Consider the following 25,134-nt stretch of genomic DNA (forward strand, 5'->3'; position numbering starts at 1 on the left):
GCAGCCCGATCGACTACGGACGATGCGTATTGCGCGCGCCGGGCATCACGCTCGGTCCAGCCGGTAGATTCGCTGTGCGTTCGCGCGGAACACCTTCTCCAGTGGTGCGGAATCACCCAGGTGTTCGGCCAGGACGGTCGCGACCGCTTCCGCACTGTGGGTGATCGAGGTGATCGGCCGGTCTACGGGGAAGTTGGATCCCCAGATGAGGCGGTCGGCCCCGAAGGTGCCGGCGGCGTGCCGCAGCAGCGGGCCGATCCGGTCGATGAGTTCGGGTACCGGCGTAGGGTTGCCGGCGCGCGGTACGGGATGCCCGAGAATCGGCATCATCAGGCCGCTGACCTTCGCCACCACATTGGGGGATTCGGCCAGGTCGGCGATATCGGTGCGCCAGCGTTCGAGTATTACGGCGCGCGCTTCGGCATCTCGGCCGGTGTGTTTACCGACCGGGCCGAAGATTCCGGCGGGCGTGCCCAGGTGATTGAGGATGATCGTCGCTTCCGGGTAGCGCTGGGCGAGGGCGGTCACCTCGGGGATCTGATGCGAGTACACCCAGGCATCGAAGGCCAGATCGCGTTCGACGAGGGCGGCGAAACCGTCGAGGAACGCCCGGCTGCGCAGCGCGTTCGGCCCGCCGGCGAAACTTCGGATTCCGGTATCCGGATGGTGCGCGACCATACTGCGTATACCGTGCACCAGCGGCGACGCCGACAGGTGCGCTTCGAGGAGTTCGGTGAAACCCGGGTCGGCCGGGGAGCCGCCACCGCTGACCGCGGCGAGTGCCGGGGTGTCCACACCGAACGGCAAGGCGGTGACCCAGCGGGTTTCCTCGGCCTTCGGCCCGGCCCACTCGACCTCGATATGCACCACTGATTCGACGGGTAGCGCCCCCGCGTCGGCGCGGTAGTCGGCAGGTAGATACGGGCCCAGATACGCCGACGGTTCTCCGATGAACTCCCGGTCCCGCCGCGGCGCCAGCCGCACGGCGAGCCCGAGGGGCAGCGGAAGGGTGCGCAGCAGCTTGGCCGTACGACTGAACTCGCGCGGATTGCCGAACGGGTCCCACTGGTGGATATGTGCGTCGATGATCCGGATATCGCCGATGTCCATAGCGCTGCCGGCACCTTCCTGCGATGGTCGTCGGTTCGCGGGCCCGAGCGTAGCGCGTGACCAGCGCCGGTGGGCGGGTTTGATCTCGCGCCGCGAAACTCGGGGTCCGGGGCGGCATACTGGGTGCTGTGGCCGAACAGGATTCGGCGCCGGAAGCGTCGCAGCAGCGTTCCCAGGGTGAGTCGCGCCCTGCTGTCCCGGAGCCGCCGATCGCGCATGATCCGGGGGCACCGGGCAAACGTGCCGGCGGCACCCCTCGCACCGGTCGCTCGGATGCGGAATTCGAGGCCGGGCCCCACGGCGGCAGATCGCCGGCCGGAACCGGGCACGGCTCCTCATCTACCGGGCCCGCCGTAGGCAGGTCCGGGCTTGGATCCGGCGTCGGCGAGCGACCGGCTGCCTCCGCCGGCGATGAGTCGGGAACCCGCGGAGAATCGCGCCGGATCGAGACTCGCGATGATGATTCATCGGGCAGATCCACCGACGACAAGGCTCTCGCCGAGCCCGGTGGGGCGGAACTCGCCCTCGGCGGTGGTAACGAGTCGCGCGGCGGCGTGCGCACCTCCGGTTTCGGTCGTCTCCGGTCTCTGGTCGGCGCTCGGCGCAAGAATCCGCCGACCGTAACCGGTGGTGGCACCGATTCCGGTCGTGGTCGATCGAAGTCCGGAACGGACAGCGGAACGACAGCCGACGATAACGGCAGCGATGACCGAACCGCGGATGCCCGCGCGGCGACGTCCGCGGTGCCGGTATCTGCGCCGGTCCCGCAGTCCCTGGTTGATCTGGTGCGCCGGGGTGTGCTGGACGAGACCCAGTTGGGTGCGGTGGTGACGGCGCTGGCGAAGCCGGAGCCGCGGCCCACACCGGCGCGGTTGCTCGCCGAGATCGCGGCATACGCCGGGGCCGGGTTGCTGCTGAGCGGTCTCGTTCTGGTCCTCGCCGAATCTTGGGACGATATGGCGAAGCTCGGCCGTTTCGTTCTGTTCGTCCTGGTGGCGGTGGGTTTGACGGTGGCCGGTGTGGCCACCGCGGGCGGGTGGTCGGCGCTTTTCCGGCCCGCGTGGAGCCGGTCCGCGCCTGCCGGCCATACCGCTCGTACGCGGCTGGCGGCGGTGTTCTTCGCGCTGGCGGCGGTGAGTATCGCGGCTGCGGCCGCGGCGATTTTGGACGATGGGAACGACACCACCGATCTCACCTGGGTATACGCCGCTGTGGCGGGGCTGGTGGCCGCGATCGCGGGGTACGCCGCGTTGCCCTCGTTGCTCGGGTTGCTGCTGTGTGCGGGTTTCAGCGCGGCTGCGGTGTCGGGGCTGCTGGACGAAGTTCTCGGAGTCGGCGACCTGACCGGTCCGGGGTTGCTCGTCCTCGGTTTCGGCTGGCTCGGCGCGACCCGGTTCGGTGCCGTTCTCGAGCGCTGGGCCGGTTATGCGGCCGGGGTGGTGCTGGCGGTGGCCGGGGCTCAGGCTGTTGACCCGGTCGATCGGATGTGGCCGGCGTATGTGCTCACGGCGGTGGTTGCGGTGGTGTGTTTCGCGATCTATGCCTCCGATCGCTCCTGGGTGCTGAGTCTCGGCGGTGCGGCCGCGCTGACGTTGGCGGCGGTGGAGGCGGTCGTGGACTGGACGGGGGAATCTGCGGGGGCGTCCGGGGCGATTCTGGTGGTCGGCGCGGTGGTGCTGGGGATCGGTAGTTATCTCTTGACCAGGTCGGCGAAGAAGTCCGTCGAGAGGTAGTTCCACCGGGTGCGGGCCGCGGATAGGCTGTGCGCAACCACACCGATCGGATGGCGGAGCGGGGTGTTTGCGCAGTTGGTGGATATCTTGCGGGGAAGTCTGGTTTGTCGGCGGGGCCGGGTGTATCGTTTTGCTTGGATGTCCAACTATTGGACGCCCGCAAGAATGATCTTCGTGTGACGGACGGCCGCAGCGCCGCGCCCGCCACCCCGACACGAGGCAGGAATCGCATGGTTCGAGAACTCACACATTTCATCGGCGGGCAGCAGGTCTCCGGCGCGTCCGGCCGGTTCGGCGATGTCTACGATCCCAACCTCGGCGAGGTGCAGGCCCGGGTGCCGCTGGCGAGCAAATCCGAGGTCGAGCAGGCCATCGCGAATGCCGAAGCCGCGCAGCCGGCCTGGGCCGCGATGAACCCGCAGCGCCGGGCCCGGATCCTGATGAAATTCCTGACCCTGGTCAACGACGAGATGGATTCCCTCGCCGCGCTGCTGTCCAGTGAACACGGCAAGACCATCCCCGACGCGAAGGGCGATATCCAGCGCGGGCTCGAGGTCATCGAATTCGCGGTCGGTATCCCGCATCTGCTCAAGGGGGAATACACCGAGAGCGCGGGCACCGGGATCGATGTGTACTCGATGCGCCAGCCGCTGGGTGTGGTCGCCGGGATCACTCCGTTCAACTTCCCGGCGATGATTCCGCTGTGGAAGGCCGGGCCGGCGCTGGCCTGCGGTAACGCCTTCGTGCTCAAACCCTCCGAACGCGACCCCTCGGTCCCGCTGCGGCTTGCCGAACTGTTCCTCGAGGCCGGTCTGCCTCCGGGGGTGTTCAACGTGGTCAACGGCGACAAGGAAGCTGTCGACACCATCCTGCACGACCCCCGGATCAAGGCCGTCGGCTTCGTCGGCTCCACCCCGATCGCGCAGTACATCTACGAAACCGCCACCGCCAACGGCAAACGCGCCCAATGCTTCGGCGGCGCGAAGAACCACGCCGTCGTCATGCCGGACGCCGACCTCGACGATGTCGCCGACCAGTTGATCGGTGCGGGTTACGGTTCGGCCGGTGAGCGCTGCATGGCGATCTCGGTGGCCGTCCCCGTGGGCGAGGAAACCGCGAACCGGCTGGTCGAGAAGCTCACCGAGCGGGTGCACAAACTCAATATCGGCAAGTCCGACGATCCCGGCGCCGATTACGGGCCGCTGGTGGGTCTCGACGGCGTGGACCGGGTGAAGAAGTACATCCAGCAGGGTATCGACGAGGGTGCCGAACTGGTGGTCGACGGCCGCGGGCTCACCGTAGAGGGCGCCGAGAACGGATACTTCGTCGGCGCGACCCTGTTCGACCGGGTCGGTAAGGAGATGTCGATCTATACCGACGAGATCTTCGGCCCGGTACTCACGGTGGTGCGCGCGGGCGACTACGCGGAAGCCCTGGCGCTGGCCAACGACCACGAATACGGCAACGGCGTCGCCATCTTCACCCGCGACGGCGATACCGCCCGCGACTTCGCGGCCAAGGTGCAGGTGGGCATGGTGGGCATCAATGTCCCGATCCCCGTGCCGATCGCCTACTACACATTCGGTGGCTGGAAGCGCTCCGGTTTCGGCGATCTGAACCAGCACGGCCCCGATTCCATCCGTTTCTATACCAAGACCAAGACGGTGACGCAGCGCTGGCCGGCCGGGCTCAAGGAGAGCAACAGCTTCGTTATCCCGACGATGGAATGAACATGTTCACTCTCGACGCCGACGAGCGCGCCATCCGCGATACCGCCCGGGAGTTCGCCGACGAATACCTCGCCCCGCATGCCGTGGAATGGGACCAGGAAAAGCATTTCCCGGTGGACGTCCTGCGGAAATCGGGCGCGGTCGGGCTGGGCGGAATCTATGTGCGCGAGGAGTTCGGCGGGTCCGGGCTGCGCCGGCTGGACGCGGTACGGATCTTCGAAGAACTCGCCACCGGCTGCCCGGCCGTGGCCGCCTACATCTCCATCCACAACATGGCGGCCTGGATGATCGACGCCTACGGTGACGACGAGCAGCGCCGCCGCTGGCTGCCCGGACTCACCGCGATGGATCTGCTGGCCAGCTATGCGCTCACCGAACCGGGGGCGGGTTCGGATGCCGCGGCCATCACCACCCGCGCGGTGCGCGACGGCGACGACTACATCGTCAACGGCACCAAACAGTTCATCTCGGGTGCGGGCAGCAACGACGTGTACGTGATGATGGTCCGTACCCAGGACACCGGTGCGCGCGGTATCTCGACCCTCGTGATCCCGGCCGATACCCCCGGCCTGGAGGTCGGCCCGAACGAGAAGAAGATGGGCTGGAACGCCCAGCCCACCCGGCAGGTGATCCTGACCGACGCTCGGGTCCCGGCGGCCAACCGGCTCGGCGCCGAGGGCGACGGTTTCCGGATCGCCATGAACGGGCTCAACGGCGGCCGGCTGAATATTGCGGCGTGCTCGATGGGCGGGGCGCAGGTCGCGCTCGACAAAACCGTGCCCTACCTGGCCCAGCGCACCGCGTTCGGTGCACCGCTGCTGAACAATCAGGCACTGCAGTTCGAACTGGCCGATATGCGGACCAAATTGGAAGCTGCCCGGTCCCTGCTGTGGCGGGCCGCGGCGGCCCTGGACGCGGATGCGCCGGACAAGGTCGAACTGTGTGCCATGGCCAAACGATTCGCCACCGACTCCGGGTTCGAGGTCGCCAACGCCGCGCTGCAACTGCACGGCGGTTACGGTTACCTGGCCGAATACGGTCTGGAGAAAATCGTCCGGGACCTGCGGGTGCACCAGATCCTGGAGGGCACCAACGAGATCATGCGCCTGGTCGTGGCCCGGTCCATGACGGCGTCCGCGGAAGGAACTGAATGAGCGACGAACCCGAAGTCCTGGTCGAACAGCGTGCCGGCCTGGGACTCATCACCCTGAACCGGCCCAAGGCCATCAATGCGCTGAACCATGCCATGACGCGCACCATCACCGAACAGCTACGGGCCTGGGCCACCGACGATTCGGTGCGCACCGTCGCCCTCACCGGCGCCGGTGAACGGGGGCTGTGCGCGGGTGGCGATATCGTCGCCATCCATCACGATGCCAAGGAACAGCAGGCGGCCGGGCACGTGGGGTCGGCGGCGGATTCGGCCACCGGGAAGTTCTGGCGCGACGAGTACATTCTCAACGCGCTCATCGGCCGCTACCCGAAACCGTATGTCGCGGTGATGGACGGGATCGTGATGGGCGGTGGGGTCGGGTTGTCCGCGCACGGCAGTCACCGGATCGTCACCGAGAAGTCGACGATCGGAATGCCGGAGGTCGGGATCGGGTTCATTCCCGATGTCGGCGGTACCTATCTGCTGTCGCGGGCGCCGGGCGAACTGGGCACTCATATCGCGCTCACCACGGCGCGGATGAAGGCGGGTGATGCGATCGCCACCGGTTTCGCGGACTACTACGTTCCTGCCGAACAGATTCCGGCGCTGCTCACCACCCTGCAGACCGAAACCGCCGATATCGCAATCGCCAAATACGCCGCTGCGGCACCGGAATCGGCGCTGTTCGCGCAGCGCGACTGGATCGACTCCTGCTACGGCGCGGAGACGGTCGCCGAGATCGTCGCCCATCTGCAGGAACACGCCGATACCGAGGCGAATGCGGCCGCCACGGCGATACTCGGAAAATCACCGGTCGCGCTGCAGGTCACCTTGCGGTCGCTGCGATCCGCCCGCACCGCCACGAACCTGGAGACGGTACTGAACGAGGAGTACCGCGTTTCGATCGCCTCGCTGGCCTCGCACGATCTGGTCGAGGGGATTCGCGCGCAGGTGGTCGACAAAGACCGCAACCCGCAATGGTCGCCCGCAACCCTGACCGATGTCACCACCGCCCGGGTGGACACGTACTTCGCCGAACTGGGCGAACGGGAACTGGGTCTGACGACTCCGGAGGAAATGTAATGAGCAAGACGATCGGTTTCCTCGGCCTCGGCCATATGGGTGGACCCATGGCGGCGAACCTGGTGAAGGCCGGATACGAAGTGCACGCGTACGACCCGTCTGCCGCGGCGCAGGAACAGGCCGGTAAAGACGGTGTGGCCCTGGTGGAGACCGGCGTCGCCGCCGCCACCGGCCGCGATATCGTGATTACGATGCTCACCAACGGCAAACTGGTGCGCGACGTGTACGCCGAACTGCTGCCGGTGGCGCGACCGGACACCTTGTTCGTGGACTGCTCGACCATCGATGTCGCCGATGCCAAAGCGGCCGCGGAGGCGGCGACCGCGGCCGGGCACCGGGCACTGGATGCGCCGGTCTCCGGCGGTGTTTCAGGTGCGGCCGCCGGCACGCTCACCTTCATGGTCGGCGGGGCGGACACCGATTTCGCCGAAGCGCTGCCGATGCTGGAGGTGATGGGCGCCAAGGTCGTGCACTGCGGCGGCGCAGGCGTCGGGCAGGCCGCAAAGATCTGCAACAACATGCTGCTCGGGATTTCCATGATCGGACTGTCCGAGGCGCTGGTGCTGGGGGAGAAGCTGGGGCTCAGCCACCAGTCGTTCTTCGATGTGGTGTCCACGGCATCGGGACAGAGCTGGGCGCTCACCACCTACTGCCCGGTGCCGGGGCCGGTGCCGACCAGCCCGGCGAACAACGACTACCGACCAGGGTTCGCGACCGCACTGATGAACAAGGATCTCGGCCTGGCCGTGGATGCGTTGCGCGCCAACGGTGTGGAGGGCCGTATCGGTGAACTGGCTGCGGAGATCTACCGTGAGTTCAACGAAACCTCGGACGGCCGGGATTTCTCGGCGATCGTCACCGAGGTGCGCAAGCGCAGCTCTGGGTGGGCGACGTAACAGAAGCGGATACGGCGAGCCCGTCCGCCGGCCTGGGGACGGGCACCATCGGCGTCTACTGGAACTTGAAGATGTAACTCCCGTAGCGGTCCTTGTCGTTCCCGGCATCCTCCCAGGTGTAGCCATAGGAGCCGATATGTTCCAGGCGGAAGCTGGTATCGACGAGCACCTGGAATCCGCTGCGCCGCGCGCGTTCGATGAAGGCGTAGTCCTCACCGAGGTACCAATGGTTACCGTCGTCTTCCGGTAGCAGCATCGGAAGAAAAAATGGGACGACGGGTGTGCCGAAACGGACATTGCACAGCGGCAAATCCTCGTGCGCGGTGATCTTTTCGTACACTTCGCGCCTGGTGTGCAGGAAACCTGTTCCGACATAGCGGACTTCGGTGAGACCGCCCCCCTCGCCGAGTACGAATCGCTCGGTGCCGGGCAAGACATCACAGGCCAGCGCGCGGGCATTTTTCTTGACGCATACGCCACCCACCAAGGGCAGATTATGAGCGCGCAACCGTTCCACTGCGTCCGGTTCGAACCCGGTATCCGCATCGATCCACATCAACTCGTCGAACCCCTCGGTCAGCGCCTCGGTGGCCAGCTGGCTGCGTGCCTGGTCGATCGCGGCGGCGCCGAAGGAGCGCCGCACACGATAGCCGCGCCGTTCCAGCTGCTGCAGCGCTTTTTCGCAGGCGCGCTCGATGTGGTCGAAGACCGGCACCAGAACAATGCAGCGTGAGGGATCCATATCCAATTTTCCACCTTCCGACACCATCGTGATCGGACCAACCGTACCGCCGGTTCGGCGGGATTGCCGCGGGTGAACAGCCCGATGGTGACAAGGCCGAGGCCTATGAGTGACCGCGGTATCGTCACCGATATTCGTAACCGTTCCGACGAGGAGTATCCGACCGAGCCCTCGCATGGCCGGCCGGTTGCGTCGTGGACCGATCGAATTCAGCTGCCAGGTCTACCAGTTCACTGGAGTACCGCATGATCGAGGCCGCGGTTCGGGCCGAATTTGCCTGGGCGCCACCGGGAATTCAATGAAGCACGCCAGAATCTATCCGGTCCCACCCGACCCCGGTCCGTGATCCCGAGCCGTCGGAGCTGCGCCGCTATGAGTTTGTACCTTCCTCCGGAGCTCCGCTGGCTCGGCTGGATCGCGGGTGCACAGTGGCCGGACGGGGACGAGGACAAGGCCTGGGAAGTCGCCGCGGCATGGCAGGAGGCGAGCGAGGAGCTCCTCGATCTGCTCGCAAAAATCGACGCCGCCGAGCAGGCCACCACGGAGGCATATCCCGAGGGAGACGCCCGCACCGAGATGGGTGCGCGCTACGACATGCTGCGCAGCGGTGACCAATCGCTGGAGCAGCTGGCCATCTCGATGCAAGCCCAATACGGTTCGGCCTTCGATATGGGCACCGAGTTGCAGGCGATGAAGCTCACCATCATTGTCACTCTCTGCTGGCTTGCCCTCGAAATCGCCTGGGCCTGGTTGTTTCCGCCGACGGCCCCCGCGGTCGAGGCCGCGGCGATCGCCTCGACCCGGTCCTACCTCAAGATCATCCAGGATTTCGTCCAGAAGACCATCCAGAACATCGCCCGGCGGGCGGGAGCACCGAACACGAAACGCCACTTCTGGAAAGAGCTGGCGAAAGGTAACCCCGGCTGGCCCACTGCGAAAGGCTGGGGAGTGTACGGCGCGCGGGCCGCGGAGGGCGCCATCGTCCCGATGGCGATCAACGGCAGTATCCAAGCCGGACAGATCGCCGACGGCAAACGACGCTCGTTCAACGGGCAGGAGTTCGGCCTCTCGGCCCTCGGCGGTGCCGCCGGAGCCGTCCCGGCTCGGGAATTCGGCCGCTACCTGGGCGAAGGCATCGAGAAGGTGGCGGGCAAACAACTCAACAACGTCGCCGGGCGGACGGCCAACGGCATGTTCATCGGTGCCATGGCCGATGGGTTCGGCGCGGTTTTCGGCAACCTGGCCACCGCGTTGGCCGCCGGAGGTGATTTCTCGGCGTTCAGCAACGGGCCGGGGTGGGTCGGGAACTTTGCGCAAGGTGCGCTGGTGGGTGGGGCCCGCGGCGCTTCGGCGTTCAACAGTTATGTGCCGAAAACGACCGACGGCTTCACCAATATGTCGGCTTTCCGGAAAGACTCCTGGCTGCGTGGCAATGCTTGGCTCTTCCCGAGGTCGGAGGCGGGGTTGTTCGCGGGTGGCTCCGACAACAGTTCCGGGAACACAACCAGAGGTAACACACCCGATACCAACATCACCGCAGCGCCCAACACCGATATTGCGCCCAATGCCGACATCACGACTGCGTCCAATGTCAACACCACGACTGCGCCCAATACCGTGGCCGCGCCCAATACCGAGGCAGCGCCGAACACTGAGGCAGCGCCGAACACCGACACGACGGTCGCCGGCAACGAGACAGCCGCGATTGTCGACAACATGGGGACCGGCAACACCGCGGCGGTCGCCACCGGCTCCACGACCACCGGTGACGAGACGATCGGCACCGGTGGTCGAGGCGGGAGCGGTGTCCAGAACGGTGGTGAGATCGGCCAGAATTTCGGTGCGGCCGCTTCGGGCTCTGGATATCAACACTCGGCGCCGGGCTGGTCGAACACCATGCCGCAGAGCGCCTGGTTCCAATCTGCGGGTGAAACATCGAATTCCGGGGGAAACAACTTCGGAGCCGGCTTCACGGGCGACACGAACCGGTCACCGATGTTCGACGCAGGGTTCGGGCCCGCCACGACGCGGCACGACGGGTTCGGCGAGGTCTACCCTGATCCGACCGGTCGGGCATGGGATACCGAGAGGGGGAACTCTGTCGGGCCTGCGGTAGAAAGATCCTGGGATTCGGGCGGTAACCGCGAGGCCCCGGTGTTCCGGTGGCCCGATTCCGACGTGGGGAGTTCTATCGAGCGTCCGGTGTCACCGTTGGCGGACTCGGATGCGGGCAGCTTCATCGAGCGCCCGGTATCGCCTTTGAGTGAGGACGGAAACGATTCGTCCACCAGTGTCGTACCGGGGGCTCACGGGCTCGGGGTGAACAGCAATGTGCCCGCCCAACCCGCCCCCGTATCACAGCAGAATCTGCCGGGCCAGCAGCTCACGGCGCCGCCGGGGGTTTCGCAACAGGCGGCCGGCACTTCGTCATCTGCCCCGCATCAGTCGCACCAGCAACTGCTGCCGAATTCCTCCCAGCCCGTGCAGCGGGGTGGGGCAGGGCCGCTCGGGCTCCTGACAACGAGCGACGAGTCGATTGCGGCCGCGCGGCAACAAACACCGCCACAACCGCTGGGCCGTCCGCCGGTGGGGCAGGAAGCGCCGCCGGTCCCGGAGCGTTCCACCTTGCGCCCGCCGCCGGGGCCGGAGTACGGGCAGGGTTCACCTCCGCCGGCGCCCCCTGGGCTTCCGCCGCCGGACGGGCCCGCTCCGTCCCCGCCGCCGAATGTGCCGCCGGTTCCGGAGCGTTCGCCGTTGCGTCCGCCACCGGGTCAACAGGCCGTGCAGGGTCCGCCTCCGCCGGACGGGCCCGCTCCGTCCCCGCCGCCGAATGTGCCGCCGGTTCCGGAGCGTTCGCCGTTGCGTCCGCCACCGGGTCAACAGATCGTGCAGGGTCCGCCTGCGCCGCCGGATCGGCCTGCGCCGCCGGTTCCCGAGCGTTCGCCGTTGCGGCGTCCGCCGGTGCCGCAGATCGGGCAGGGTCCGCCGCCGCCGGATCGCCCGGCGCCCCCACCACCGGATCCGGTAGGCGCGCAGGACGGTACTCGGGCTCCCTCACCGCGTCCCGAACCGGAGCCGGTTGCCCAACCCCACCGGTTGCAGCGAGGCGATCGGGACGAGCAGATCGCACACCAGCGGTGGCTGCGTGAACAGGTGGTGCGAATGCAGCAGCACGAAGCAGAGTTGCAGGCGCAGGCCCAGCGCCGGCGACAGCTGGAGGAGTTGCAGTCGTTGCACCAGCACCAGGATCGGCACTCGCCGGGGGAACGAGAATTACAGCGGCAGGAGGGTCTGGAAAACATTGCGCGACAGCAGGTGCAGCGACAGGAACAGCAGGTGGACTTGCTGCAATCCCTGCGTGATCAGCACACGACAGCGCCGGGCCGGGAAGAGGCACAGGCGCATCTGGATCGGGAGCGCGAAGAGCTGAATCGCCGGCGGGAAGGCCTGGAACAGCAGCAGGAGCACACCGAGCGGTTGCGGCAACAGCGGCAGCGGGAACAGTGGCTGCAATCGCAGCTCGGCCTGCTGCGGGAAACTGCGGACCATGCCCCGGCCGGGGAGCGCCCGGAGATACAGGCGCAAGCGGATCGGTTACAGGGTGAGCTGGATGGGATACGGCAGGACCAGCGTGACCGGATGCCGCCGGCGCACCTGCGCTATGAACAGGAGCGGCAATGGGAGCGGGAGCAGCGGCAGACCGCGATGGAAAATTTGCAGCAGCAGATCGATCACACGCTCCAGCAGCAGTGGAACAGCGTCCCGGCCGATCAGCGGGGAGCCGGCGACCGCACCCGGCCACCGGAGATGTGGCAGGTACTGGGATTACAGCGAGATTCGGTGGAGCACTACCAGGCCGCCCGGGCCTGGTTCAACGAGAATCGGGACCACCATTTCATCGGTGAGGGCAAGGATGTGCGCGGTAAACCGCGACCGCAGCGCTGGCCGATGAAGGTGCCCTATCCGATCCCCGAGTTCCGGGCACCGGATGTCGCGGGCGACGGCTGGCTGCCCGGAAATGCGGTACCGCCGGGTGTGGATCCGGGCGAGCAGCCGCCCGGCGACCCACCGGAGCCGCCGGTTGTCCACCCGGAGGCGAAGGTCGACCCCGGGGCGACGATCGGGCCCGGCGCGCAGGTGGAGGCCGGTGCGGTCGTGGGTGCCGGTGTCCGGATCGGTGCCGGCGCCGTCGTTCATTCGGGCGCCTCGGTGGAGAACGACGCCGTCATCGGTGCCCGGTCCGTGCTCGAACACGGTTCGACGGTGCATCCGGGCGCCCGGGTCGGCGAAGGCGTGGTGGTGGGTGAGGGGGCGGTGATCCTGTCCGCAGCGGTGGTGCCGGACGGCACAGTGATCGCACCCGGAGAAGTGTTCGGCGGCGCGGACCCGGGGAGTTCCCCGGTCGATGTGCCGTTCACGTTGAAATGATCCGGCGCGAGCCGGCGAGGAGGAGATCATGGCGGATCGCGTAGAGGTGGATCCGGTGGCATTGGCCCATGCCGCGGATCTGACCCAGGACCTGTCGGATTCGGTGCTGGGCGTCGGGAAACGGCTCCGTGACCGGCTGGGCGGGATCGAGAACGACTCGACCAACCAGCCGTGGGGTGACGATTCGATGGGCGAGAAGTTCATCAACGGTAAGGACAACGACGGCTACGGCACGTCGAAGCCGAACCTGCTGGACGGTGTCGACGGGATCGGTGGCACGTTCGGTGCTTTCGCCGCCGGACAGCGCGATGCGGTCGATCAGCTGAACGAGATGGACAGCCAGTTCTGAGTACCTGCAAGCTCGGGAAGCGCGCCGAATTCGCGTGCACGCCACCGGGAATTCAACGTGGTGCGGTGTAATCCGCAGGGATGCACTCCGATGTGGAGTGTCGCCTCCCGGACCGGAAGGGACTGAGGTAGCGCCGTGGTGAACGAACGCCTGCAAGAGGATATGGCGACGATGCTGTCCGGCCTGAGCCATCAGATGCGTGGTATCGCCGAAGTTCAGAGGAAGCGTTCGCTGCTCACCGCCACGGTTCTCGCCGAGGAGAAGCGGATCGAGGTGACGGTGAATGCCGACGGTGTGCTCATCGACACCAAGTTCGCCGACGACGTCCTGGACTTGACCATGGACGAGATCGCCGCGGCACTCACCGAGGCCGTGCAGGATGCGGCGGCCCAGGTGCAGCAGAAGGCGCGTGAGCTGATGGACCCGCTGCTGGCGCACCGCAACGCGATGCCGAAACTGTCCGAGATGGTCGAGGGGGCGCCGGATCTCGGTGGCCTGATTCCACAACCGCCCGCGACCCCGACGGTCGCGCCGGATTCACCCGACTGGCCGGGAAACCGGCCGGATGAAGCGGATGCCTCGGGCCCCCGGTCGGTGGTTGCGGACCGGGACTGATGTTTCCCGCGCGAGGACGGGGCCCGGGGCGCCGCGCGATGCACAGCGGGTACGGGCGAGGCTGCACTTCCGATAGACAAAGGTGAACTCTATGCCCCTCGATCCGGGACTCATCACAGGTCTCACGAATCAGGTGACCGGCGGGACACTGCAGTTCGTACCGGGCGATGCGTTGAAAAGCGCGAAGGCCGCCACCGATCTCTACGACGATCTGCTGGGGATGGCGGATGCGGTCGGGCAGGTGGGTATCAACGATCTGGCCCCGTTCGGCACCCTCAACTCCGGTCGTGAGCTGGCCACGGTGTTCAGTAAGAAGGCGACTCGGCTCAGTACCGTCCTCAACGAGCATGCCGAGATCGTGCGGGAGATAGGTGATCTGTTCGTCGCCGCCGGTAAGGCGTTCGAGAACGCGGAAACGGATTCCTCGGATACCTTCAAGAGCCTCGGCGAGCTGACTTTTCCGGATGAGCCCCAGTCCTACAAGCCCAGTACCGACGGAACCGATCTGGGAGACGGCTCCCCTTCGTGGGGGCGTATCTGGGATGATATCGATACCACCGAATTTCCCTCCACGATAAAGGATTTCCCGAACAAGGATCCGGGTTCCGTGGTGACGGTCGAAGCCAAGGACTCGGTGACCTTCAAGGAGATGTACGACCTCGGGCAGGCCATTCAGGCCCAGCCGGTGATGGACGCCTCGGCTACCTGGAAGTCCTTCGGCAACGACCTCGATACGAAACTGTCCGTGTTCGTCGATGATATTGCGGCGCTGAATCGGTCCTGGGTCGGGTCGGGTGCCCAGGGCGCGGCCGATGCGGTCACGTCGTATCAGGAGAACATGGGCCCGCTGTTCACCTCGATCCTCCAGGTCGGCAAACTGCTCGAGTACACGGCGAACTGGCTGCACTACACCAAGCAGGTCATGCCGCCGGATATGGACTCGAAATCCGGGTGCGATGACCTCACCGACAACTATCGTGACGCCCTCGAGAAGACCTACCTCACGGGTATGAAGAACACGGCGGAGAGTATGCCGCTGCTGGACGGCCCGGTCACCAAGGACGCAGGCAGCGGCAAGGGCGGAGATTCGGGTTCGGGCACGGATACTGGGTCCGGTAGTGGCGATGGTTCCGGTTCGGGCACGGACACCGGGTCCGGTAGTGGCGATGGTTCCGGTACGGACACCCAGACCGAATCGGGCGGTGGGAGCGGCGACGGCAGCGATACCGGCAGCGACTACCAGGACGGGTACGACGACGGCTACGAGCAAGGTTACGAAGACGCGCAGAACGCGCAGGACGAAAGCGGCTCGGGGGCCGGCGCCGGAGCGGGGTCCGATAGCGGGCCGGGCGGCAGCTCCGGTTCCGGCGGTCCGGCCGGTGGTGGTGTGGGATCCGGTTCCGGTGGGGCCGGTTCGTCCGGGCTGGGGGGATCACGTGCTGGGCCGGGGCCGGGCGGTTCCGGTTCGGGTCCGTCGTCGATCCCCAATTTGCCCGCAGGCCCCTCGAGCCCGACGGGGGCCTCCGGGAAATCCGGTGGGGGCGGTTCTCGCGGCGACGGGGGCACCGGATCGCAGATTCCCTCGATACCCGAAATTCCCTCGGCCGAGGATTTCATGGGCGATTCTTCAGGATCAGGTCTCGGTGGTAACGGCAGCAGCCTCGGTCCCGGGCAGAGTGGTTACGGGTCGTCCGGGGGCGGCAAGATGCCGAAGAACCCCACCGCCGCCGATATTCTCAGCAAACTCACCGGCATTCCGGAGTCCCAGCTGCCGGAATCGCTGAAAAATCGCAAGATCACGGCGTCGGACGGTTCGGGCGACCCGAGTCTGGCCGATGCCCTGTCCGAACTCACCGGTATACCGCTCGGCGAAATGCCGGAAGAGCTGAAGAACACGCCGCTGTCGTCGCTGTACGACGAGAATTCGCCGTACGGTTCGGCGAAAACGCTGTTCGGCAAGGATTCTTCGGCCGGTGACTTGCTCGAATCGGTGACGGGTGAGGGCGGTGCGGGCAGCAGCCGCGACTCCGGTGATTCGAGCACCGGCACCGGCGGATCCAGCGCCGCCGGCCAGGACCCGCTGGGTATCCTGTCCACTCTGCTCACCCAGGGCATCCAGGCATTCACCCAGTTCGGCAATGGACTTCCCGGGATGGAAGAGCTCGCTCGCATGCTCGATCCGGCTCAGCTGCAACAGCATGTGCAGGGCATGCTGGATCCGGCGCGCGCGCAACTGGATCAGTTGGCCGGTGCGCTGGGCGGTGGTGGCGCGGGTGCCGGCGTGCCGGCGGGTTCCGTCACGCCGCCGCCGGCGCCCTACCCGGAGCCGCAGAGCTCGCAACTGTTCCCGCGGGCGGCACTGGCGGGGCCGGGGATGGACACCGCCGGCGGCTACCAGTCACCGGCGGGTTCGTCGCATCCGATGGGCGGTGCACCGATGGGCGGAGCGCCCGGGGCGGGCGCCGGTAGTGCCGGCGGTCAGAACAACGATTACAAGCCGGCGAAATATCTACAGGGCCGGGAGAACCTGGATGAGGCTTGGGATGTCCCCGATCGGGTGAAACCGGTGATCGAGCCGTGAACCGCAGCTGGGAGCTGACCGACCTGGAATTCAAGGTGCTGTGTGAGAAGCACGGCCAACCGCGCCTTCCCCGTCCCTTCACATTCACCAGCCGGATCCGGCCGGAGGACGACTACGAGATGGCGAAGTCGGATATCCGCGGTCGGTTGCTGGTGGCCGATGCGGACCTGGACGAACTCGGCAAAGCGCTGGACAAGCCGGATGTCTACGTGGTCGCACAGGCCTGGACCGACGGCGATTTCGAGAATCCGGCCGACCGGACCCGCCTGCTCGCGGTGCGCCGCGGCGCCCGCGGCTACCTGATCTCGCAACGGCCCGGGGAGACGCTGGCGCACAGTGGGGGATTCGACGCCATCACGTGCCATCCCGATTCCCTGGGCGATGCGGTGCTCGCCGGCCTGCCTTTTGCGGAATCCGGTCGGTTGCCGGATATCCCGGTCCCACAGAGTTCGTCGGAGTGCGCGGGAGCGACCGGTTGTGTGCCGAGCGGTTCGATGGTGTCGGACAACAACGACCCCGAGGACGACGACACCTATCGAGCCAGGGCCTTCTTCGACACCCCGGCCACCCGCAGCGGATATGTCCGGGTGTATCAGGGGCGCTCGAAATTCGGTCCGCGCGGCCGGATCGATATGGGCGTGTTGTGGCGTGACCTGCCGGCCGACGGCCGCTATGTGGTCCCCATGGATCACCCGGCGCCGGTGGCCGCGGGCTCGGGTACCGGCGAGATGGTGAAGTGGGTCGGCGAGCAGGTCGCATTCGTGATGTCGCGGTTGGAATGGAACCGGGAGCACGAGTGACAGGCACGCCGAGCTGTCCGCACGATATCTTCGCCCGGGCACCGGTGGCCGCGCGCCGCTGGCTGTTCACCGATATCGAATTCAAGGTCCTCTGCGATGATTTCCGCCGCGGGAAGCTCCCCAAACCGTTCACGTTCACGAGCCGGATCCGCTCGGCGGACGCCTACGCCGCCGCCCGGGAACATGCGCGCCGGGCACTGGAGGCCCGCGCGGACCCCGCGTTCGCGGAGATGGCCGGCGCGATCGCGCGACCGGACGTGATCGTGGTGGCCCGCGGCTGGGACGAACGCGCCCCGCACGTGCCGCACGCGTGCACCTATGTGCACGCGGTCCGGCAGAGCTCGCGGGGGTACGTGCTCCGGCAGCGCATCGGTGAAACCACCGAGCACAGTAGAGGATTCGACGTCATCGAATGTCCTGTCGCGGAATTGGCCGCCGCTGTGGCCGGGCTGTTACCGGCCGCCGGCGCGGGCACCCGGCCCGGGTTCACACTGGGGCCCGGCTCGGAGCCGGGCATCGGTACCACTGTGGCGGACAGCAGGGCGTTCTTCGATACTCCTGCGACCGGCACCGGGTACCTGCGGGTGCTGCAGAGCCGGCTACATTTCCGGCTGCCGGGTATCGCTCAGACCTCCGCGCTCTGGCGGGACCTGCCGGGCGACGGGCGGTACCTGATCCGCTCGGAAGGGGCGCAGCCGACCGTCACCGGACTGGATTACCGGCAGTTGACCGGCTGGATCGACGGCTGGATCGGCGACATCGTGCACCGGCTGGACAGCGGCGAATGACCGACAGCCGGGACGTGCCGGGCCGGGACTGCCACCGCGACCGAGCGGACCCGAACGGTATCGTCACCGATATTCGTAACCGTTTCGACGAAGAGGATGTGCTGTGACCGACTTCGAGACGATTCTGCTGGAGCGTAAGGACAAGGTCGGCCTCATCACGCTGAACCGGCCCAAGGCGCTGAACGCACTGAACGCGCAGGTCCTCGACGATGTGGTCGCGGCCCTCGACGAACTCGAACGCGACGACGAGATCGGTGCGGTGGTGATCACCGGATCGGACCGCGCCTTCGCCGCCGGCGCGGATATCAAGGAGATGCAGCCCAAGTCCTATATGGACATGTTCCTGGACGACTACTTCGCCCGGTGGGAGCGGCTGGCCCAATTCCGCAAGCCGACCATCGCCGCCGTAGGTGGATACGCGCTGGGCGGCGGCTGTGAACTGGCCATGATCTGCGATCTTCTGATCGCCGCCGATACCGCCAAGTTCGGGCAGCCGGAGATCAAGCTGGGCGTAATCCCGGGTATCGGTGGTTCGCAGCGGCTCACCCGCGCGATCGGTAAGGCCAAGGCCATGGACCTGGTGCTCACCGGGCGCAATATGGATGTCGAAGAGGCCGAACGCGCGGGCTTGGTCTCGCGGATCGTGCCCGCCGCGGAACTGCTCGATACCGCGCTCGAGGTCGCTTCCACCATCGCTTCGATGTCGCTGCCGGTGGCGATGATCGCCAAGGAAGCCGTGAACCGCTCCTTCGAAACCACCCTGAGCGAGGGGCTGCGGTTCGAGCGGCGGGTGTTCCACTCGTTGTTCGCCACCGCGGATCAGAAGGAAGGGATGGCGGCGTTCGTGGACAAGCGGACCGCCGAGTTCACCAACCGATGAACATCGCGCCGCGACCCGGGCCCGGTCAGGGTCCGGGCGGGGCGTCGAGAACATCGGTCGGCACGTAGGTGCTCCGGGTCGGCTGTGCCGTGCCGTTCTGTGCGGTGAGCAGGCCGGCCACGGTGGCGCCCAGGCCGATGGTGACGGCCGCTGCCGCATACACCCTCCGACGGCCGACCACCGGGGGACTCAGCGGCACCACCTGACCTCCCGCGCGGATATGCGCGGTACGGGTTCCGGCGGCCGGCCGCTGGGCTGCGAACAGCAGCGCTCCGCGCGCCGAGACGTATTCCGGTTCCCGGTCGCAGACCAGCGGAAGGTCGAGTAGTTCGGCCAGCCGGGTGCGTAGCCCCGGGTTGCGGGCGCAGCCGCCGAGCAGGGCGACGGTTTCGGCCGGAAACTCGGAGTGTTCGCACATTCGCCGGATCAGGCCGGCGGCCTCCGCCACAGGTTCGGCGCAGAGATCGGTGAGATCGCAGCGGGTGATCACTGCGCGTTCAGCAGTGGCGGGATCGGCGGCGGTCACCACCCGGGCGCTGCTCAGTGCTTCCCGGTATCGGCCGGCGGCGGCCTCGTCGGTGAACACTCCCGCCCGGTCGAGCCATTCGCACAGCAGTTCGTCGTAGGCGTCGCCGCCGAGGCCGGGACAATGGGCGGCGGCGATCACCGAATCGGTGCGGCAGTCCACCTGCGTCATGGTGAGCCCGGACGATCCCAGGTCGAACAGCAGCACCGAACCCGATACCGGTAGTTGTTCGGTGAACCGCAGGTAGCGGAGCTGGGCCAGCGGCTCGTCCACGAGAGTGACCCGGCCGGTGCCCAGCGCCTCACCGACCAGTTCGACCTGCCGGTGGTCGCGGCAGGTCACGGCGGTGCCGGTGATGTACTCGTCGCGCTCGCGGGCCGCGGTATGCATCCGCCGGACCGCGGTGAGTACCGGGTCGATGAGCGGGGCGCCGGGCGGGCGGGGGATATGGCAGCGGTCGATCGGCGGGAGGTGCGGTTGATCGGAATGGGTGAGTACGGCGCGCGCTCCCGAGGAGCCCACAGATACCCCGAGAACCAGCACCATAAACATATGGTGCGCTGTGGGGCCGGGGTTGCCAAGCCGAATCACCGAGAAATTTGCTGATCGGGTGCCCGGCCGTTATTCGTTTGCTACCGATCGGGAGTGTTGAACCGGGCGGTATGTTCTCGGTCCGTTGTTTGCGGGACCCCTGTGCACCCGGTCGGAGCTCAGGGTTCGTTCCAGCGGGCCGGTTCCTCGCCGGTATCGAAGTCGCCCGCGGTATGCCGGAACTCGGCCAGCAACTGCAGCAGCGTCCGCAGCCGGTCCGGCGGGAGTTCCGGGCGCGCGAATACCCGCTCGTTGAGGTATTCGGTGGCTTCGGCGACCAGTGAGCGTCCCGCATCGGTGATCTCGATCAGGGTCGCGCGCCGGTCGTTCGGATGTGGCACCCGGTTCACCAGCCCCGCGGCCTCGAGCCGGTCCACCGAATTGGTGACGCTGGTCGGATGGACCTGCAACCGTGCGCTGGCCACCGCCATCGGCAGCGCGCCGGTGGTACTGAAGTTCAGCAACTGCAGCAGTTCGTAGCGCGAGAAGGTGAGTCCGGTGGGTCGCAGGGCCTCGTCCACCCGGGCCATGACGATCTGCTGGGCGCGGACGAGTGAGGTCACGGCCGCCATCCCGTCCGCGACCGCCCCCCAGCCGTGGCCGACCCATTGACGATGGGCCTCCTGTATCGGATCCAGTGGTAGCGGCCGGGGACGAGACATGTGTTCGATCATCGCACGGCGCCGCGGTGGCCGGCCCCGCCGTGCGGGTCCGGTCCGACGGGCCGCGGGGGTCTTCGCCGGCCGTATGCAGGCTCGGTGCGCGCTATCCGGCCCTGACCGCGTGTTCGTCGCTCCACGCCGCGCGGCCGATTGCGATCCGCGTGATCCGAACCCTGGTTCGCGACGCCGCGCATCCGCGATGATCACCTGGTCACGCGGGCGTGGCTGAGTGGTTGAGGCAACGGTCTGCAAAGCCGTTCACGCGGGTTCGATTCCCGCCGCTCGCTCGATTCGCCCGGCCGGGGCCGGGGCGTTCTCGGCCCCGGCCGCGGTGGTCTGGTCAGTGCAAACCCGAGAAATCGCGCAGCACAACATGATTGCGGTCGGAAAAGGTGCCCAGGGCGTAATCGGGAAGCAATCCGAAGTACTCGCCGCGGGTCAGCGTGCTCCAGCGGCGGGCCTGCTGGGTGCGGGTCTTGTAGAAGTTCACCGTGTACCCGCCCTCGTAGATCCGCAGCAGACTGTAACCGCCGGGATACTCCTTGACCGCCGCGACCTCCAGGAATTCGACCGCGCAGGCGGTATCGGGCCGCGTGCGGCGGGTGCGGTGCGTATGCCCACTGTGCTGCAAGAAAACGCCGGGTGCCCTTTCGTACAGTTGCTGCAGCCGCAGGGCGTGCGCGCGGTCCAGAATGAAACCCGGCCCGCCGGTATTGGTCAGCCCCGCCTCCACGGTAACCGGGTGGTGGCCGAAAACGAGTGTGGGACGGTCTGGTTCGTTGCGCAGCAACTCGCTCATCCGGTCGAACTGCGGGGGATCGAGCACACCGCCGGAACCGTCGAGCGCGCTGGTGTCGAGACCGAGCAGCCGTAGGCCGCCCAGTTCGTACTCGACCAGCTGTTGCCGCGGCCCGAAAGTATCGCTCCAGCAATCATGGAGCTCGGCGGTACCGGGAACAGCCGGGCAGCCGGCGTATTCGCCGCCCGCATGCGGGCGGTCGTGGTTTCCGCGCACAGCGAGGTAGTCGGTGCCCGCGTTGCCCCAGCGGTCGAGCCGGTCGCGTACCGCGCGGAGGTCCGTCGGTGTAGCCTCGGCGCTCAGATCGCCTGCCAGCAGCAAGGTTGCGGCGCCACGATCGGCACGGCGCAGATCGTCGAGCAGGGCATCCAGCATGACCTGTGGGTACGGCGGCAGACCCGGTTCCTGCCGGAAGCCGGGCGGTAGATCTCCCGCCACCAGACCGCTGACTGTTTCGCCGTAGTGGATGTCGTTGGCCAGGGCCAGAGTTCGCAGCAACCGGCCGGGCGGGGGCACGAGGGTGGTGAAGGTGCCGCTGGTTTCCGGTGTACCCGGTAGGCCGGTGGCCGCCGAAACCGCCGGTGTCGCCCGAACTCCGGCGCCACGCGCTTCGAAACGGTAGGTGCGCCCCGGTTCGAGACCGTCGATCTGCGCGTAGTGGAAAGGAGTCGCACCGTCGGAGCCCCAGACCTGCCGGGGTGGCCGTGAACTGTCGGCGGGAGCCAGCCATAACTCGCCGTCGGTGGGTACCGGAACCGGCCGGCCCGCCGCATCGGGCGTACGGGTGGTCCAGGTGAGCACCGCGGCGGTATCGGTCACCGTGACGACTTCCAGGTCGGTGGCGAGAACCGGGTCCGGCTGCGCGAGGGCCCGCCCGGCCACGGGAAGCAGTGCGGCGAGGCCGAGTGCACCCAGTACGGTGCGACGTGACGGGCCGCAGCAGCTCGTCAATCTCGTCTCCATTCCCCACGCATGTCAGGTCCCCTCGGTATCACCGGAAGACTACGACAAACACCCGGTAGGTGCCGGGCACCGGCGTCACGGGCGTGCTGAGTCGCGAGACCGGTCAGGAATCGAGAAGCACTGGTTCGTGCGGCGCGACTAGCGTCGTTCACAACAGCCCGGGGCCGAGCTGATCGGTGGTGCCGGACCCACAGGACGGAGAGGGAGGTAGGTGTATGTCGCAGGAGCAGAAGCAGGGCGGACGGAAGAAGGGGTCGCCCAGCGCGCTCTCATTGTGGTTCCAGCGGAAGATGAACGCGCGAACCACCGGCAAGGTCCGCCGGAAAGGCGGCAAGTACCTGGGCATGGATCTGCTGATCCTGCACACGACCGGCCGCCGCAGCGGGGTAGCACGGGAAACCCCGATCACCTGGTTCGCCGATGACGACGGGTGGCTGGTGGTCGCCTCGGGCGGTGGCAAACGGGATCCCGACTGGTACGTGAACTTGATGGCTCACCCCGAGCAGGCGGCCGTCGAAGTGCACGGCAGCCCGGCCGTGCCGGTGACACCACATCGCCTCGCCGGTGACGACCACGCGCAGGCATGGCAGCACATCACTGGGCAGCAGCCGCGCTATGCGAAGTATCAGCAGAAATCGGCGCGGGAATACCCGGTCGTCCGGTTGGCCCGGAAATGATCCAGGGGCCGTCGCCGGCCAGTTGTCGTCGTGCGCCCGGGTGAGAAGTATCCGGCGGATCCGGCCGACGGTATGAACGAGAAAAGCTCCCGACCGAATTTCCTGGTCGGGAGCTTTTCGTCTGTGCCCTCGGCAGGAATCGAACCTGCGGCCTTCTGCTCCGGAGGCAGACGCTCTATCCCCTGAGCTACGAGGGCGGGGATCCACCCGAGGGGCCGGAAGTCCGGTCGATCGGGCGGACCACAGCGTAACGCATCAGCCGCGGTAGGGCCAAAACGTGTGGTGGCGGCTCACCCGAACGGTAGCGGTTGCGCGCCGCGGTCGGCGAGCATCTTGGTCATCAACCGGGATTCGCCTTCCTGGGCGGGCAGCATCTGACCGGAGAGCGTCTTGATCTCCGTGGTATCGGCGTGTTCGGTGCCGTATTCGAGCATCGGGACCCCGCCCTGGTGGTGCCGCAACATCAGCTGCAGGAACAGCGTGTCCTGCCGCGGGCCCTGCGCGGCACGGAGTTGCCGGAGCTCGTCGGTGGTGGCCATGCCCGGCATCGCGGCCATTCCCGCGCCGCCGTGGTCGTGTCCGTGACCGGCGTGCTCTTCCTGCGGCATCCAGGCCATGTATCCGCCGGTCGCGCGGGCCGGTGCGTCCCAGATCTGCAACCAGCCCTGCATCCGGCCGATCTGGCTCTGCTGGGTGGTCAGGATGTCGTAGGCCAGGCGGCGGACCTCGGGATCGTCCGAACCGGTCAGCGCGATCCCGGACATTTCCACGGCCTGTGCGTGATGCGCCGACATATCCTGCGCGAACCCGATATCCACCGGGCCGGCCGGGTTGTCGTCACCGCTGGTGTCCGGCGCCAGCAGGACGCCGGCGCCGAATCCCAGCACGAGCAGCGTGATCGCACCGATGATGAGGAGCGGGACGCGTTGCGCGCGCAGCTGTGCGCGCCAGCCCGGTGCCGGCGGCTGCGTTCGGTCCTCGGTGGCCTCGGTTGCCGGCATTACTGACCGGCCCCGGGCTCCGGCTGTGCGCCCAACGGTGCCTGCTGTTGTTGCGGCAGGGTGCCCGGCATCCCCGGGATCGCCGGAATACCACCCGGCAGGCCGCTGGGAAGGCCGCCCGGCGCGCCACCCAATTCGCCCTGGTCGGGCTGGATACCGCCACCGTCCATCGGCACCGCGTCGGGGCCGGGTGCCTCGGACACGTAGGGCGGCGGGTTCTCGGTATCGAAGCCCATGGTGGCGCAGTCCGCGCCGACCTCGGGGTACTCGAAGGAGTTCAGCCGCAGTGCGGTGACGAACTGGCCGATGCGCTCGTCCTCGGCATCGTTCACGGCGAGCTGGTGTCCCCAGGATTGCAGTGAGATCGGTGCTTCCTGATCGGGATGCGGGGACATGAGCATGTACTGCTCACCGTCGACCCAGGCATTCAGGGTGTCGACCCCGTCCCCGTCGACCTTCTCGGGGTTGTAGGTGATCCACACCGCGCCGTGCTCCAGCGAGTGGACGGCGCTCTCCTCGCGCAGCGCCTTGGTGTAGACGGTGCCCATGCAGTTCGCCCAGGAGGCGTCGTGCGGGCCGCCGAACGGGGGAGTCTTGTCGTAGGCCACCCGCTGGGTGGCGTCCACGTGCAGACCCGCCGGGTACTCCTGTTTCACCACGCCCTGGATCTGCGTGGAGGGATCCTGGTTCTGTTCGGTCGGCGCGAACTGCTGTCCCAGCGATTCGCGCAGCTGCCGGACGTGCTCCTGCCGCTCTCGTAGCGCGGCCTGCTCCTGATATTTCGGTAGCAGGCTCGCCGCCAGCGCTCCGACGAGTGCGACGAGCACCACGACAGCGCCCACCGTGAGCCACGGGATACGCTGCATGAGAGGTGGTTTGTTCCCTTTTTTACCGCCGCCCGCCCGGGCTGGAGCGACTTTGCCCGCTGCCTTGACGGCTTTCGCCGATTTGGCGCTGGTCCTGTTCGGCATACCGGTCCTAGCTCTTTCCACGTGATGAACAGTGCATTGCGGCGGTGCCCACTCGC

At 67.2% G+C, this 25,134-nt stretch carries 20 protein-coding genes and 2 tRNA genes; 14 read left to right on the forward strand and 8 right to left on the reverse strand.

Annotated features, from left to right (window positions below):
- Positions 1-45 precede the first annotated feature (45 nt).
- Entirely contained in the window at positions 46-1,110 is a 1,065-nt protein-coding gene (locus tag NS6_RS13975; protein ID WP_068041487.1) for an amidohydrolase family protein, read from the reverse strand.
- 785 nt (positions 1,111-1,895) lie between these two features.
- Here NS6_RS13975 and NS6_RS34715 point away from each other — a divergent pair.
- The 5 genes from NS6_RS34715 to mmsB all read left to right on the forward strand — a co-directional run bounded on the left by NS6_RS34715 (position 1,896) and on the right by mmsB (position 7,705).
- On the forward strand, positions 1,896-2,843 hold the full coding sequence (locus NS6_RS34715) for a DUF2157 domain-containing protein (protein WP_371859340.1): 948 nt from the start codon (positions 1,896-1,898) through the stop codon (positions 2,841-2,843).
- Positions 2,844-3,073: 230 nt separating this feature from the next.
- Entirely contained in the window at positions 3,074-4,573 is a 1,500-nt protein-coding gene (locus NS6_RS13985) for a CoA-acylating methylmalonate-semialdehyde dehydrogenase (protein ID WP_068041492.1), read from the forward strand.
- 2 nt (positions 4,574-4,575) lie between these two features.
- A complete protein-coding gene (locus NS6_RS13990; RefSeq protein WP_068041495.1) occupies positions 4,576-5,727 on the forward strand; it encodes an acyl-CoA dehydrogenase family protein in 1,152 nt (383 codons plus the stop codon).
- On the forward strand, positions 5,724-6,809 hold the full coding sequence (locus NS6_RS13995; protein WP_068041498.1) for an enoyl-CoA hydratase/isomerase family protein: 1,086 nt from the start codon (positions 5,724-5,726) through the stop codon (positions 6,807-6,809). The genes NS6_RS13990 and NS6_RS13995 overlap by 4 nt, the downstream gene beginning before the upstream one ends.
- Entirely contained in the window at positions 6,809-7,705 is an 897-nt protein-coding gene (gene mmsB / locus NS6_RS14000) for a 3-hydroxyisobutyrate dehydrogenase (RefSeq protein ID WP_068041502.1), read from the forward strand. Before NS6_RS13995 ends, mmsB begins: the two co-directional genes overlap by 1 nt.
- Before the next feature lie 55 nt (positions 7,706-7,760).
- Here mmsB and NS6_RS14005 read toward each other — a convergent pair whose 3' ends face one another.
- Positions 7,761-8,447, reverse strand: a complete 687-nt coding sequence (locus NS6_RS14005) for a hypothetical protein (protein ID WP_068041675.1) — start codon at positions 8,445-8,447, stop codon at positions 7,761-7,763.
- Positions 8,448-8,819: 372 nt separating this feature from the next.
- Between NS6_RS14005 and NS6_RS36225 the strand changes: the two genes are divergently transcribed.
- The 7 genes from NS6_RS36225 (at position 8,820) to NS6_RS14040 (ending at position 18,888) form a co-directional block, all read left to right on the forward strand.
- Complete coding sequence (locus tag NS6_RS36225; RefSeq protein WP_068041505.1) at positions 8,820-12,875, forward strand: WXG100-like domain-containing protein; 4,056 nt, start codon at positions 8,820-8,822, stop codon at positions 12,873-12,875.
- A 28-nt stretch (positions 12,876-12,903) separates the two neighbouring features.
- The gene (locus tag NS6_RS14015) at positions 12,904-13,224 is read left to right on the forward strand and encodes a hypothetical protein (RefSeq protein WP_068041508.1); all 321 of its coding nucleotides are present in this window, start codon (positions 12,904-12,906) and stop codon (positions 13,222-13,224) included.
- 135 nt (positions 13,225-13,359) lie between these two features.
- Positions 13,360-13,839, forward strand: a complete 480-nt coding sequence (locus tag NS6_RS14020; RefSeq protein ID WP_084471035.1) for a YbaB/EbfC family nucleoid-associated protein — start codon at positions 13,360-13,362, stop codon at positions 13,837-13,839.
- Between the two features lie 91 nt (positions 13,840-13,930).
- Entirely contained in the window at positions 13,931-16,420 is a 2,490-nt protein-coding gene (locus tag NS6_RS14025) for a hypothetical protein (protein WP_068041511.1), read from the forward strand.
- Entirely contained in the window at positions 16,417-17,220 is an 804-nt protein-coding gene (locus NS6_RS14030; protein ID WP_068041513.1) for an ESX secretion-associated protein EspG, read from the forward strand. The genes NS6_RS14025 and NS6_RS14030 overlap by 4 nt, the downstream gene beginning before the upstream one ends.
- Complete coding sequence (locus NS6_RS14035) at positions 17,217-18,008, forward strand: ESX secretion-associated protein EspG (protein WP_168443522.1); 792 nt, start codon at positions 17,217-17,219, stop codon at positions 18,006-18,008. Before NS6_RS14030 ends, NS6_RS14035 begins: the two co-directional genes overlap by 4 nt.
- Positions 18,009-18,111: 103 nt before the next feature.
- A complete protein-coding gene (locus tag NS6_RS14040; protein WP_068041520.1) occupies positions 18,112-18,888 on the forward strand; it encodes an enoyl-CoA hydratase in 777 nt (258 codons plus the stop codon).
- Between the two features lie 25 nt (positions 18,889-18,913).
- Here the strand turns inward: NS6_RS14040 and NS6_RS14045 are convergent, their stop codons facing one another.
- Both NS6_RS14045 and NS6_RS14050 read right to left on the reverse strand, forming a co-directional pair.
- A complete protein-coding gene (locus NS6_RS14045; protein WP_068041681.1) occupies positions 18,914-19,960 on the reverse strand; it encodes an acetate and sugar kinases/Hsc70/actin family protein in 1,047 nt (348 codons plus the stop codon).
- 164 nt (positions 19,961-20,124) lie between these two features.
- Entirely contained in the window at positions 20,125-20,667 is a 543-nt protein-coding gene (locus tag NS6_RS14050) for a MarR family winged helix-turn-helix transcriptional regulator (protein WP_068041684.1), read from the reverse strand.
- 215 nt (positions 20,668-20,882) lie between these two features.
- Here NS6_RS14050 and NS6_RS14055 point away from each other — a divergent pair.
- A tRNA-Cys gene (locus NS6_RS14055) sits at positions 20,883-20,954 on the forward strand.
- A gap of 53 nt (positions 20,955-21,007) precedes the next feature.
- Here the strand turns inward: NS6_RS14055 and NS6_RS14060 are convergent.
- Entirely contained in the window at positions 21,008-22,417 is a 1,410-nt protein-coding gene (locus NS6_RS14060; RefSeq protein ID WP_245669329.1) for a metallophosphoesterase, read from the reverse strand.
- A 227-nt stretch (positions 22,418-22,644) separates the two neighbouring features.
- On the opposite strand from NS6_RS14060, the gene NS6_RS14065 reads away from it, so the two are divergent.
- Positions 22,645-23,106, forward strand: a complete 462-nt coding sequence (locus NS6_RS14065) for a nitroreductase family deazaflavin-dependent oxidoreductase (protein ID WP_068041525.1) — start codon at positions 22,645-22,647, stop codon at positions 23,104-23,106.
- A gap of 124 nt (positions 23,107-23,230) precedes the next feature.
- Here the strand turns inward: NS6_RS14065 and NS6_RS14070 are convergent.
- The 3 genes from NS6_RS14070 to NS6_RS14080 form a co-directional block, all read right to left on the reverse strand.
- A tRNA-Arg gene (locus tag NS6_RS14070) sits at positions 23,231-23,303 on the reverse strand.
- A 93-nt stretch (positions 23,304-23,396) separates the two neighbouring features.
- Positions 23,397-24,107 carry a DUF305 domain-containing protein gene (locus NS6_RS14075; protein WP_084471036.1) on the reverse strand — a complete coding sequence of 237 codons (711 nt, stop codon included), beginning with the start codon at positions 24,105-24,107 and terminating at the stop codon, positions 23,397-23,399.
- Entirely contained in the window at positions 24,107-25,078 is a 972-nt protein-coding gene (locus NS6_RS14080; protein WP_068041527.1) for a thioredoxin-like domain-containing protein, read from the reverse strand. The genes NS6_RS14075 and NS6_RS14080 overlap by 1 nt, the downstream gene beginning before the upstream one ends.
- Between the last annotated feature and the right edge of the window lie 56 nt (positions 25,079-25,134).

It is taken from the genome of Nocardia speluncae NBRC 108251, from assembly GCF_001613245.1.
GTDB lineage: Bacteria > Actinomycetota > Actinomycetes > Mycobacteriales > Mycobacteriaceae > Nocardia > Nocardia speluncae.